Here is a 13,351-nt window from a genome sequence, read left to right on the forward strand (position 1 = left end):
CATGAAAAGTATTATCAAAGCCGTCAACGTCAATAAGTACTTTGACCAGTTTCAGGCGCTCAAAAACATCAATCTTGAGGTTAAACACGGCGAAGTGATGTGCATCATCGGGCCGTCAGGCTCGGGGAAAAGTACGTTTCTGCGCTGCATTAATCAGCTTGAGCGAATCGACAGCGGCGGCGTCTGGGTGGATGACGAACTGGTCGGATACCGCATGGACGGCAAAAAACTTTACCCGCTCAATGACCGGCAGATTGCCCGCCAGCGGCTGAAAACCGGCATGGTCTTTCAGCGTTTCAATCTGTTCCCGGACAAAACGGCGCTGGAAAACATTATCGAAGGGCCGTGTCAGGTTCTGCTGCGGCCGGTGAAAGAGGCCACGCAGGAAGCCATGGCGCTGCTCGAACGCGTCGGGCTGGCGCATAAGCGCGATGCGTATCCGCTGGAGCTTTCCGGCGGTCAGCAACAGCGCGTGGCGATTGCCCGTGCGCTGGCGATGAAACCCAAAGTGATGCTGTTTGATGAACCGACGTCAGCACTCGATCCGGAAATGGTCGGCGAAGTGCTGGCGGTGATGCGCGGCCTGGCCGCTGAAGGGATGACGATGATTGTGGTCACGCATGAATTAGGTTTCGCGCGGGAAGTCGCTAACCGCGTGGTCTTCATGGATGAGGGCGGAATTATAGAAAGTGGTAATCCGGAAGACATTTTGCTTAATCCACAAAACCCGCGGACGCAGAACTTTATCTCTGCCGTCCTCATTTGACCCGTTTGCCGTTAACTTTTGACTATGGGAATGCCTTCATGAAAAAAACACTGTTGTCCCTTATTACTGCGGCTGTTCTGTTGCAGGGCGCGGTTTCTGTTGCCAGCGCCGCTGAGCTGAAACAAAAAGACGAAATCAAAGTGGCGATGATGCCGAACTATCCGCCGCTGGAATTCAAAGATCCGGCCACCGGCCAGCTGACCGGGATGGATTACGATCTGGGTATGGAACTCGGCAAACGCCTGAACCGCAAAATCAGCTGGCAGGAAATCGGCTTCGAACAGATGGTGAATGCCGTCGCCACGCATCGCGTGGACATGATCCTTTCCGGCATGACTGACACCAAACCCCGCCAGGATATCGCCACATTTGTCGATTACTACAACAGCGGGCCGCAGTTCTACACCACCGTCGCGCACAAAGAAATCAACACCATGTCAGATCTCTGCGGCAAGAAAGTCGGTACCAGCCGCCGCACCACTTTCCCGGCTGAAATCGCCGCCTGGAGTGAAGCGAACTGCGTTCCGGCAGGCAAACCGGCCATCGTGGTGATTGGCGCGGAAGGCACGGCGGATGCGCGTACCCAGCTGCGTCAGGGGCGAATCGAAGGCGTGGTGCAGGGCAGCGAAACTTTGCCGTACATCATGAATCTGGAAAAAGACACCTATAAACCGCTGGGTAAAGCCTTTGCGTATCAGGTCACCGGCATGGGGATCAGCAAAGACGATCTGCCGCTGATTGACGCGGTGAAAGGCGCGCTGACCGGCATGATTGCCGACGGTACGTATCTGAAAATCCTCACCAAATGGGGCCTGCAGGATGGTGCAATTCAGGAAGTCACCATCAACAAAGGCAAATAACCTCAGGTAACGGACCGACTCATGACGATTTCAGCACAACACACGGCCAGTCTATGGCCGGAAGGCAAACGCGGCTGCATGGCGCTGGCGTTTGATCTCGACGGCCCGACCGGCGACGCGATGCTTAACGGCACAATCTGGCAGAAAGCGGATTACTTTACCTTCGGTGCTTACGGCCCTTACCGGGCGCTGGGGCGGATCCTCGATTTGCTCAGTGAACATCAGCTTCCGGCGACGTTTTTCATTCCCGCGTGGGTGGTGGAAAACTGGCCGAAACAGTGTCAGGCGATTGTCGAGCGCGGCCATGAAGTGGCGTATCACGGTTATCGTCATGAGTCTTTTTACGCCATCAGCGCCGAAAAACAGCGCTGGGTGATGGAGAAATCCCGCGAGATTTTCTGGCAGGTTTTAGGGATACGCGCCGAAGGTTTCCGCACGCCGTCCGGCGACTGGCACAAGGAAACACCGGAGATGCTGCTCGACGCGGGCGTGACGTACTCCAGCAGTATGCGCGGCGACGACCGGCCTTATCTGATCACCGTGCCCGGCCATGAGCGCCCGCTGGTGGAAATCCCCGGCCGCTGGGAAATGGACGATTACGCGTCTCTGGCTTACACCCGCGAGCCGAATTTCCCGTCGGGTCTGGATCGCACCGCCAGTTACGCGCTGACGCTCGACAACTGGTGCCGTGAATACGACGGCGCGATGAATGAAGGGCTGAGCCTGACGACGTTGTTCCATCCGAAAATCAGCGGAAAGCCAGGGCGCATCATGCTGCTTGATCAATTTTTCAGCCACCTGAAAGCGCGTGACGATGTGTGGTTTGCGCGCTGCCGCGACGTGGCGCACTGGTGGATGCAGGAGCATGCCAATGACTAATCAAAACTGGCCGCAGGGCTATCGCTGCGCGGTGATTATCACTGTGGATTTCAACGATATTCACGGCATTCTCAGCCAGGTTCCCGCCGTGGCTGGCCGCGAAAAAACGCTGTCGGTCTGGCGTTACGGCACGCTGCGCGGCATCGACCGTTTGCTGGCGCTGCTGGATGAAAAAAACCTGCGCAGCGCCTGGTGTGTGCCGGGGATTGTGGCGGACGAAAACCCGGAGAAGATCCGCGAAATCGACCGCGCCGGTCACGAGCTGGCGACCTGTGGTTATGAATTTGCGCATTTCGACGGGCTGACGCTGGCGCAGCAAACTGATAGCCTGCAACGGGGCAAAGCGGCGCTAAAAGCCCTGACCGGCAAGGTGCCGCGCGGTTTTCGTCTGCCCGCAGGAAACTGGGCACCGGGTTTTGCGGATGTGCTGACGGATGAAGGTTTCAGCTGGACCTCCGGCTGGCGCGGCGATGATTTGCCGTATTTCCAGCCCATGCAGGATGGCTTGCCGTCGCGGCTGGTGGAACTGCCGCTGCATTATGAGATGGAAGACGAGCCGTATTTCGCCTTTAACCTCAGCCCGGCGGTGCCCCCGGCGCAGTCACGCATTGCGTCCTACAGCCAGACGCTGGGCAACATGAAGATGGATTTTGACGGTTTCTACCGTTTTGGCCTGTGCTATGTGCTGCGGCTGCATCCGGAAGTGATCGGCACCGCCGGACGCATTGGCGTGCTGGCTGAACTGCTGGACTACATCACGTCAAAACCGGATGTCTGGGTCGCCAGCGCCAGCGAGGTGGCCGACTGGTGGTCACAGAATCAGCCGCAAAACGAGGCGTCCCATCCGGCGCAGATCTGGATGCAACACACCGCGCCGGGAGTCAGCCATGAGTAAGATTTCGCAGCAGCAAATTCTGAGTGAATTTGTGGTGAATACCCATTTCGACGATTTACCGCCACGGCTGGTGGAACGCACCAAACGGCATATTCTCGATACGATTGGTGCGGGGCTGGTGGGTGCCACCAGCGACGTGGCGAAAGACGTAGCCGCGATGATCCTCGGCGAAGGCGCACTGCCGCTTTCTCCGGTCTGGGGCTACCGCGAGCTGACGTCCGCGCGCAACGCTGCGCTGCTCAACGGCGTGGCGGCGCACGCGCTGGAACTCGATGACACCGGTGGCTGCGATCATTCCGGCGCGGTGGTCATTCCCGCTTTGCTGGCGGTGTTGCCGCTGTGCCCGCAACCGGTCAGCGGCAAAGCGTTTATCACCGCAGTGGTTATTGGTTACGACGTGGCGCGCCGCGTGCTTGAAGCCTGCGGCGGCTATTCTCCGCATAACCGTGCGGGCTGGCATTCCACGTCAACCTGCGGCGTATTTGGCGCAGCGGCGGCCGCGGGGAAAGTTCTCGGCCTGAGCGCAGGGCAGATCAGCTCAGCACTGGGCATTTCCGGCAGTTTCAGCGGCGGCCTGTGGGCGTTTATCCATGACGGTTCTCAGAGCAAAAAGCTGCACGCAGGCCGCGCCGCAGAAGGCGGAGTACTCGCCGCGCTCAGCGCCCGGCAGGGTATCAGCGGGCCTGCGCAGTTATTCGAAGACAAGTGGGGCGGATTCCTCTCAACGCTGGCACCGCAAAGCGCAATACCCGAAATGCTGACGGCAAATCTGGGTGAAATCTGGAAGCTGGAGCGTTGTTCCATCAAGCCTTACGCCTCGTGCCGTGGTACGCATTCCGCCATCGACGCGACCGGTATTTTGCTTGAGGAAATACACGCGACCGCCGGTGATATCGAAAAAATCGTCGTCCGTTTGTGCCCGTTCCTCAACGGAATGTGCGGAGATAATGAAATCGCCACGCTGGCGGCGGCGCAGATGAGCCTGCGTTACGCCATCGCGGCGCGTGTCGTTTTCGGCCACGCCGGGCTGGACGCTTACGGGGGACCACAACGGCAGTCCCCGGATTTGCTGGCAATGATTGCCCGGATTGTGCTGACGGAAGATGCCACGATGAGTTCCGACGGCGAGCCGGATGTCACGATTTTCACCCGAACCGGCGAATCAAAAACCTTGCGTGTGGATGTCGCGCTGGGCGCGCCGGGGAATCCGGTGTCGGATGAGCAGCTTAAGGAGAAGTTTATGTCGCTGGCGACCCGGGTGATTTCAGTGGCGGGTGCCGGGAGGATGTGGAGCTGCGGAATGGAGATGGAGTATTTGCCTGATGTGCAGGGGGTGTTTGGGCGGTGAGGGGGGAGTTGAAATTGGAAAATTTCGAGTTCAACTTTAAGACCTTGGGCTCGCCGCCCAAACTGGCCCAAAGGGCGCGTTAACGCGCGCGCCCTCTGGACACCCGCGCTTTTTAACTGCGCGCTGTCGCTTGTAAAGTATGTTTCAGATGCCGCAGCTATTGCGGCAAACGCCGCCGCTGCGCGGTTCTTTCGCCTCGGGTTCGAACCTGCTCGAAAAAAGACTCTCGCCGTTTCTCACCACTCACTCGATGTCGTTTTGATAGCGGCCAGAAACTTTCTAATTCACAACCTCACTGCTGGTTGCTATTTAAAATGCCGTTGAATTCACGTAAGTCAGTGGCCGCTATCAAAAATAACGCCGTATGGAGAGGTGGAAAATCGCGTATCTTTACGCGCGGTTTGTAACCCGACAGAAGGGTACCGCGCAGCGGCGGGATTTTGCGGCAATAGCAAAAGTCCCTGGAACATAGCCAGCGAGCGGAGCGCGTGTTGTAAAAAGGTGCGGAGATTCTAAAGAGGCCCCGCCCTGGGCCTCTTTGGTCGGTTTCGGCACTGTGAGTAAAGTGATCACAATTATTGAGAAACCGAAACTTTCTCGATCCAAGTAAAACCCCGTTTGGGCGGGGAGTCCAAGGCCCTGTTGGCCCGAACCAAATTTTTACTTGTCCCGCTCTGTAAGCTGGTGTCAAATCAGGTGATTAGCGTCCTAACGGGCAATACCGTTAAACAGAGGAAAATCCCATGTCCCAGACTCTCCGCGTTGGCCTGATCGGCTATGGCTTCGCCAGTAAAACTTTCCATTCACCTTTGATTGACGGCACGCCGGGCCTTGAGCTGGCGGTGGTGTCGAGCAGTGACGCCGCAAAAGTCCATGCCGACTGGCCAAATGTCACCGTTGTCGATTCCCCGGAGAAGCTTCTCGCCGATCCGTCTATCGATCTGGTGGTGATCCCTACGCCAAACACCACGCATTTCCCGCTGGCGAAGCTGGCGCTGGAAGCCGGTAAACACGTTGTTGTCGATAAACCGTTCACCGTGACGCTCGAAGAAGCCCGCGAGCTGGACGCGCTGGCGCGTGAAAAAGGCAAAGTGCTTTCTGTGTTCCACAACCGTCGCTGGGATTCTGATTTCCAGACCGTGAAGGCATTGATCGAAGAGGGTTCGCTGGGCGAAATCGTGTATTTCGAATCCCATTACGATCGCTACAAACCGCAGGTGCTTGCGCGCTGGCGTGAAAGCGATGCGCAGGGCAGCGGCATCTGGTACGACTTAGGTTCGCATCTGCTGGATCAGGCGCTGCAATTATTTGGTACGCCGGATTCGTTACAGGCTGACCTCGCGGTGCTGCGTCCGGGCGGTAAAGCCGTGGATTATTTCAATGCCGTGCTGACGTATCCGCGCCGTCGCGTGGTGCTGCACAGCACCGTGTACGCCGTGGCGGAAACGGCCCGCTTTATTGTGCAGGGCGAAACCGGCAGCTATGTGAAATTTGGTCTGGATCCGCAGGAAGATCGTCTGAAAGCGGGCGAACGTCTGCCGAAGGAAGACTGGGGATACGACAAACGTGACGGCGTGATCACGCTGAGCCACGACGGTGTGCTGGCAGAGAAATCCCTGCTGACCATTCCGGGGAACTATCCTGCGTATTACGCCGGTGTGCGCGATGCAATTAACGGCAACGGCGAAAATCCGGTTCCGGCATCAGACGCTATCCGCGTAATGGAAATGATTGAGCTGGGCATGCAATCTTCAGAACAACAGGCGACGCTGAAAGTAAAAAAATAAGCCGCCGTTAAACCGATTCACTTTTACTCGTTCAACTGGCAAGGAAGGTTCATGTCCTGGTTAAAAATTGATAAATTTTTGCTGATTCTGATTTGTGTGGTCGTGGTCGCGTCGTTTTTCCCTTGTGAAGGGATCTATAAGACGATTTTCGAACATCTGACCACCGCTGCCATCGCGCTGCTGTTTTTCATGCACGGCGCGAAGCTCTCGCGTGAGGCGATTATGGCGGGGATCGGCCACTGGCGTTTGCATGTTGTGGTTTTCCTCAGCACGTTTGCGCTGTTCCCGCTGCTGGGGCTGGGCATGAAATGGCTGGTGCCGGTCGGTATTCTGACACCAACGCTGTATTACGGTTTTCTGTATCTGTGTGCGCTGCCGGCTACCGTGCAGTCTGCGATTGCCTATACGTCGGTGGCGGGCGGGAATATCCCGGCGGCGATTTGCAGCGCGTCGGCGTCCAGTATTCTCGGCGTGTTTTTATCGCCGGTGCTGGTGGGTTTGCTGATGCATACGCAGGGCGGAACCAGCGATACGCTGCACGCGATCGGTTCGATTGTTTTGCAACTGATGGTGCCGTTCATCATCGGGCATTTGTGTCGTCCTCTGATTGGCGGCTGGGTGCAGCGTCACAAGAAGATCGTGAATATTACAGACCGTTCATCGATTCTTCTGGTGGTGTACGTGGCGTTCAGCGCGGCAGTGGTGGAAGGTATCTGGCATCAGATTGATGGCTGGTCACTTCTGGCAGTGCTGGGTTGTTCGATTGTGTTGCTGACCATTGTGCTGATCATCAATACGTTTGTGGCGCGGCTGTTTGGTTTCAACACCAAAGACGAGATCACCATTGTCTTCTGCGGTTCTAAGAAGAGTCTGGCGAACGGCATTCCGATGGCGAACGTGTTGTTCCCTGCGTCGGCGGTGGGTGCGATGGTGCTGCCACTGATGATTTTCCATCAGATCCAGCTGATGGTGTGCGCGGTTCTGGCGTCGCGTTACGCGAAACGGGTTGCGCGTGAAGAGGCGGCTAAACTGGCCGTGAAAGAAGAAATCAAATCGGCATAACGGGCTGATTGAAAAGAAAAGGGCGGGAATTCATCCCGCCCTTTTTTATGCTCATAATTCTGGTGCTCAGAAAACGTTACGCAGACACTTTATCGCGAATCGCCTGTTTTTCTGCGCCCGTCAGGAAAGCCATCGTCAGACCATTTTCCTGTGCTTTGCGGATTTCATTCTGAGTCAGACCGGCGGCTGGCGCGGCAACGTTGTATTCGTTGGCAATTTCGATGCCCTGAACGGCCGGGTCGTCGGTATTGATTGACGCCAGAACGCCGTGGCGCAGGAAAGTTGCCAGCGGATGCTGTTCAAACGAGGACACGGTGCTGGTCTGAATATTCGACGTCAGGCAGGATTCAATCCCAATCTGGTGCTTCGCCAGGAAATCCATCAGCGCCGGGTCTTGCGCGGCTTTCACGCCGTGGCCAATACGCTCTGCACCCAGCTCACGAATTGCCTGCCAGATGCTTTCCGGGCCTGCGGCTTCACCGGCGTGAACGGTAATGCGCCAGCCTGCGTCGCGCGCACGGTTAAAGTGGCTGAGGAACAGGCTGCCCGGGAAACCGAGTTCATCACCGGCCAGATCCAGCGCGGTAATGCCGTCGCGGTGCGCCAGCAAACCTTCCAGCTCTTGCAGACACGCATCTTCACCGAAAGTACGGCTCAGAATACCAATCAGACGCACATCGATATCGTGATTTTTCTGGCCTTCACGGATGCCTTCGATCACGGCTTCCACCACGCCTGCGACCGGCAGTTTATGGTTCATCGCCATGTAGTAAGGGGAGAAACGCAGCTCGGTGTAGTGCAGACCGGCTTTTGCCGCATCTTCAACGTTTTCTTTAGCAATACGGCGGCAGGCATCGAGATCGCCCAGCACTTTGACGCCCCAGTCCAGTTTTTGCAAAAAGCTCACCAGATCGGGTTCCGCGTGCATCACCTGCACATGCGGGCGCAGGGCTTCAAGTTCATTGGCAGGCAACGTCAGGTTAAATTGGCGGCCTAAATCGAGAATCGTTTGAGCGCGGATGTTGCCATCAAGGTGGCGGTGAATGTCGGTCAGGGGAAGGCGTGTGTCGATCATGGGGTGCACTCGTTATTATTGAAATGTGCGGGGCATTATAACGTCAGATCGGGGGATAAGAAAACGTTGTTGCGCAACGGCAGGAGAAAGCTCCTTCCCCTGTACAAGGAAGGAGCGAAACGGAAAACACCTGAACGTTACGGCAGCAGGGTATTAATCGCGCGAATTAAGGCCTGAACACCGGCTTCTACTTTTGAACGCGGGCAGCCGACGTTGAGGCGCAGGAAGCCTTCGCCTTCCGTGCCATAGGTGTAGCCCGGCATGATCGCGACTTTCTGATGTTCGATCAGCTCTTTTTGTAGCAGTTTGTCGTCGATGTTTAGCGCACGCAAATCAATCCAGGCCAGATATGTGGACTGCGGCGGTTGCCAGTTCAGCTGCGGGAACGCGGCGTTCAGCTGTTCCGCCACATAGTGCAGATTCCCCTGCAAGTAGTCGCGCAACGCGTCCAGCCACGGTTCGCCCGCGTGATACGCCGCGACGTGCGCATGCACCGCAAGTACCGCCGGAGAGGATAAACCGTCGCAGGCTTTCAGCTGATGCAGATACGCATCACGCGGCGTTTTATGGCTGATAAAACCGTACGCACCGGTCAGCGCAGGGATATTGAAACTTTTCGAGCCGGACGTCAGCAGCGCCCATTCACCGCACGCCACCTCATTCCACGGCGTATGTGGGTTCCCGCCCCAGACCATATCCATGTGGATTTCATCGCTGATCACCCGCACGCTGTGGCGCTCGCAAAGTGCTGCAATCAGCGTCAGTTCTTCTCGCGTCCAGACCTTGCCGGTCGGATTGTGCGGGCTGCACAGCAACAGCAGCGAACAGTCCGGTTGTGCCAGCAGGCTTTCCAGATTTTCGGCATCCAGCGACCAGTCGTTGCCGTTTTTAATCAGCGGGCAGGCCAGCAGGTTGCGCTCATTGCCATCAACCGCTTTAAAGAACGCGTCGTAGGCCGGGGTAAACGTCACCACGCCGTCACCCGGCTGGCTCCACTGGCGGATAAGTTGCGCCACCATGTAAATCACCGACGGGCCATACACCACCCAGTCGCGGTCAATCTGGCTGTTAAATCGCTGCTGATACCAGTGTTCAACGGCACCGAGAAAATCGTCATGATGCCAGCGGCTGTAGCCAAGCACGCCGTGTTGCAGGCGTTTTTGCAGCGCGTCCAGAATGCACGGCGCGGTGGCGAAATCCATGTCTGAAATGGTAAATGGCAGTAAATCATCACGGCCAAAACGGTCGGCGACGTAATCCCACTGAGTACACCAGGTTCCGTGACGATCAACGACGGTGGAGAAATCAAAAGAAGCTGAGGACATTTTTCACTCCCTGAAGAAAGCAGAAAAGGGCGACACGAAGTCGCCCTGTGGATTCAGTGTTTACACCATCGCCGGTTCGGGCGCGGGCTGATTAGCTGCCTCACGGATGAGGTAATCCAGCTCATCTTTCACCGACTGCACCTGAGGGCCGATCACCACTTGCAGGTTGTGTTCGTTGAGATGAACCACGCCAATTGCACGGTTGGCTTTCAGCGTCGCATCGTCAACAAGCGACATATCTGCCACGGAAAGACGCAGACGGGTGATGCAGTTATCGAGTGAAACGATATTAGCGGCGCCGCCCAGTGCGCTTAAGATCACCGGCACGTTGTAACCGGATTTGCTGGAAGATGGCACGGCGGCGGCTGGCGTACTTTCAGATTCACGACCCGGCGTTTTGATATTAAAGCGCGTGATGGAGAAGCGGAAGATTACGTAGTAAGCCGCGAACCAGATTGCTGCCACCACCGGCACCAGATACCACTTGGTGGCAGTGCCGTGCAGGATACCGAAGACCACGAAATCGATGATGTTACCGTCAGTATTCCCGATGGTGACGCCCAGTACCGACATAATGGTGAAGCCCAGACCGGTCAGAATTGCGTGGATCACATACAGAACCGGCGCAACGAACAGGAACAGGAATTCGATCGGTTCAGTGGTTCCGCCGACGACACAAGCGACCACACCGGAAATTAGCAGGCCTTTAATTTTATGACGGTTTTCAGGTTTCGCGCAGTGGTACATCGCCAGCGCAGCACCCGGTAAACCCCCGAGGAATGCAGGCATTTTGCCCTGAGACAGGAACTGCGTCGCGCTTTCAGAGAAACCGTGCGTGGTCGGGCAGGAAAGTTGCGCCTGGAAGATAGTCAGGGCACCGCTGACTTCGCGGCCACAGACGTCCATTGTGCCACCGGCTTCGGTGAAGCGGATCAGCGCAACCAGAATGTGGTGCAGACCGAACGGTAACAGCAGACGTTCGCCGGAACCGAAAATCATCGGCCCGAACACGCCTGCGCCCTGAATCAGACGGCCCAGACCGTTAATCCCGGCGGCGAAGAATGGCCAGATTAACGGGATCAGCAGACCGACTAAACCGAGCACGACGGTGGTGACGATCGGCACAAAACGCGTACCGCCGAAGAATGCCAGCGCATCCGGCAGGCGGATGGTGTTGTAACGCTCGTGCAGCATGTACACGATGATACCCACGATCACCGCGCCCAGAATACCGGTGTCGATAGACTGGATGCCGAGGATCATCTGGATGTTGTTGGCTTTCAGTACCAGCGGATCAACCGTTGGCAGCGTGCCGTTGGCGGTCAGGTAGAAGTTGATGGCCAGGTTCAGCACGGCAAAACCGACAAAACCTGAGAAGGCGGCAACGCCTTTGTTCTCACGCGCCATGCCCAGCGGGATGGCGATGGCGAACATGACCGGCAGGAAGCTGAATGCAAATGAGCCGACTTTGCTCATCCACACGAAAATCAGCTGAAGAACAGGATTGCCCAGCGCAGGCAGTAATGTAACGACATCGTGGCTGCTTAATGAGCTGCCGATGCCCAGCATGATGCCGCAAAATGACAACAGAGCGACGGGCAACATGAAGGTTTTACCAAGGCTTTGGAAGAATTCCCAAAGTGTGACTTTTTGTTTTTTATTTGCAGGCATGACTGCTCCCTGAGTGGTTTGGTGTTGGCTGTGTGGTAATGGCGGCTAAGATAAAACGTTTTACCAAAACAATACGTGTCGGAACTCACAATATTGGAAGATGGCTGCACCATCAGGGTGAAATGGAGGTTTAACGTTTTACTCAATCTGACGAGTCGGGTATAACTGTTTGACCGCATTACTGATTTAAACGCTTAAGTCCGACGAACGGGTCATAATCCCGCTTCATGGAGTCTGGAATGAACGACATAGCCTGATGAATCATAAAAAAATTACGATTATCGATGTTGCGCAGCACGCCGGTGTTTCTGTCACCACGGTTTCGCTGGTGCTCAGCGGCAAAGGGCGCATTTCCCTGAGTACGGCTGAGCGGGTAAACCGTGCGGTGGATGAACTGGGTTTTGTGCGTAACCGGCAGGCCAGTACGCTGCGCGGCGGTGAGTCCGGCGTGGTCGGGCTGATTGTGCGTGACATCTGCGAGCCGTTTTATGCGGAAATGACCGCCGGTCTCAGCGAGATGTTTGAAGCGCAGGGCAAAGTATTATTTCTGCTACAAAGTGGTCCGTCTGGCAAAGGTCTGATGCGCTGTTTCGACACTTTGCTGACCCACGGCGTTGACGGCATTGTCATCGCCGGTGGCACCAGTTCTATTTCCGGCCTGAAAGAAAAGGCCGATGAACAGGGCGTTCCGCTGATTTGCGCCGCGCGTTCCGGTGGTATTGAAGGCGTCGACGTTGTCCGCCCGGACAATATGCTCGCCGCCAAAATGGCCACCGAATATCTTATCCGTCACGGCCACAAACAAATCGCTTACCTCGGCGGCCTGAGTAATTCGTTAACCCGCGCCGAACGCCTCGGTGGTTTCTGCGCCACGCTCGTGCAGTACGGCCTGCCGTTTCGCAGCGAATGGATTATCGAGTGCGATTACCAGCAGAAATGCGCCGCCGACGCCGCCGAAACGCTGCTGACCCATTACCCGAAAATCAGCGCCATCGTCTGCCATAAATCGTCCGTCGCGCTCGGCGCTTATTTCGGTGTTTTGCGCACCGGCGCGGAAGTCGGCGGCGGGGCGGTCGACAGTTTCTTCCAGCAAAAAGTGGCCCTTATCGGGATGGAAGATGCACCGGAATCCGAACTCACCGAACCGCCGCTGACGTCAATCGCGAACTCCGCGCGGGAGATCGGTCATGCGACGGCGAGACGCTTATTGCTGAGGATCGGGGGGCAGAATCTCGAAGCACAGAATATTATTGTGCCACCGGGGCTGGTAGAGAGGGAGTCGGCCTGAGAGCACCTTTGAGAAAGGTGACAAATTCAAGTTCAAATTCAAGTTCAAAGTCGTGGGCGTCGGCCCACACCGACCAAAGACCCGGTAACGCGCGGGTCTTTGGACTCTGCGCTTTTTTAACTGCGCGCTGCCGCTCGCTGGCTATGTTTCAGACACAATAGTGATTGCCGCGAAAACTTGCCGCTACGCGGTACCTTCATTTCGGTCCTCGAGCCTTTCGGTCTCGAAACACTCATTCAGCAAGCTTTCTGAAAGCGGCTGGAAGCTTATCCAAATTTAGCAGCATTTTTTAAATAACAATCAGCAGTAAGGTTGCGAACTAGAAAGCCTCTGGCCGCTTTCAAAACGACGTCGAGTGAGGAGTGAGAAACAGCGAGAGTCTTTTTTCGAGCAGG

The 13,351-nt window shown here is 56.3% G+C and carries 11 protein-coding genes; 8 read left to right on the top strand and 3 right to left on the bottom strand.

The window, feature by feature from the left end; translation table 11 throughout:
* Position 1 precedes the first annotated feature (1 nt).
* From KWG64_RS17290 to KWG64_RS17320, 7 genes are all read left to right on the top strand, one after another.
* The gene (locus tag KWG64_RS17290) at positions 2-766 is read left to right on the top strand and encodes an amino acid ABC transporter ATP-binding protein (RefSeq protein WP_101079700.1); all 765 of its coding nucleotides are present in this window, start codon (positions 2-4) and stop codon (positions 764-766) included.
* 38 nt (positions 767-804) lie between these two features.
* Entirely contained in the window at positions 805-1,626 is an 822-nt protein-coding gene (locus KWG64_RS17295; protein WP_218522601.1) for an ABC transporter substrate-binding protein, read from the top strand.
* A 21-nt stretch (positions 1,627-1,647) separates the two neighbouring features.
* On the top strand, positions 1,648-2,505 hold the full coding sequence (locus tag KWG64_RS17300; RefSeq protein WP_218522602.1) for a polysaccharide deacetylase: 858 nt from the start codon (positions 1,648-1,650) through the stop codon (positions 2,503-2,505).
* Entirely contained in the window at positions 2,498-3,400 is a 903-nt protein-coding gene (locus KWG64_RS17305) for a polysaccharide deacetylase (protein WP_165057499.1), read from the top strand. The genes KWG64_RS17300 and KWG64_RS17305 overlap by 8 nt, the downstream gene beginning before the upstream one ends.
* Complete coding sequence (locus KWG64_RS17310) at positions 3,393-4,748, top strand: MmgE/PrpD family protein (protein ID WP_218522603.1); 1,356 nt, start codon at positions 3,393-3,395, stop codon at positions 4,746-4,748. The genes KWG64_RS17305 and KWG64_RS17310 overlap by 8 nt, the downstream gene beginning before the upstream one ends.
* 743 nt (positions 4,749-5,491) lie before the next feature.
* Positions 5,492-6,535, top strand: a complete 1,044-nt coding sequence (locus KWG64_RS17315) for an oxidoreductase (protein ID WP_218522604.1) — start codon at positions 5,492-5,494, stop codon at positions 6,533-6,535.
* Between the two features lie 51 nt (positions 6,536-6,586).
* A complete protein-coding gene (locus KWG64_RS17320; RefSeq protein ID WP_165057505.1) occupies positions 6,587-7,597 on the top strand; it encodes a bile acid:sodium symporter family protein in 1,011 nt (336 codons plus the stop codon).
* A 76-nt stretch (positions 7,598-7,673) separates the two neighbouring features.
* Here the strand turns inward: KWG64_RS17320 and add are convergent, their stop codons facing one another.
* The 3 genes from add to malX form a co-directional block, all read right to left on the bottom strand.
* Positions 7,674-8,672 (bottom strand): adenosine deaminase, encoded by a 999-nt coding sequence (gene add / locus KWG64_RS17325; RefSeq protein ID WP_152326205.1) that lies wholly within the window; start codon positions 8,670-8,672, stop codon positions 7,674-7,676.
* Between the two features lie 137 nt (positions 8,673-8,809).
* Positions 8,810-9,997 carry a MalY/PatB family protein gene (locus KWG64_RS17330; protein WP_218522605.1) on the bottom strand — a complete coding sequence of 396 codons (1,188 nt, stop codon included), beginning with the start codon at positions 9,995-9,997 and terminating at the stop codon, positions 8,810-8,812.
* A gap of 60 nt (positions 9,998-10,057) precedes the next feature.
* Positions 10,058-11,668 (bottom strand): maltose/glucose-specific PTS transporter subunit IIBC, encoded by a 1,611-nt coding sequence (gene malX, locus KWG64_RS17335; protein WP_218522606.1) that lies wholly within the window; start codon positions 11,666-11,668, stop codon positions 10,058-10,060.
* A gap of 256 nt (positions 11,669-11,924) precedes the next feature.
* Between malX and malI the strand changes: the two genes are divergently transcribed.
* Positions 11,925-12,956, top strand: a complete 1,032-nt coding sequence (gene malI, locus KWG64_RS17340) for a Mal regulon transcriptional regulator MalI (RefSeq protein WP_152326208.1) — start codon at positions 11,925-11,927, stop codon at positions 12,954-12,956.
* The last annotated feature ends 395 nt before the right edge of the window (positions 12,957-13,351 follow it).

This window comes from Rahnella sp. PD12R (assembly GCF_019200965.1).
Lineage (GTDB): Bacteria > Pseudomonadota > Gammaproteobacteria > Enterobacterales > Enterobacteriaceae > Rahnella > Rahnella laticis.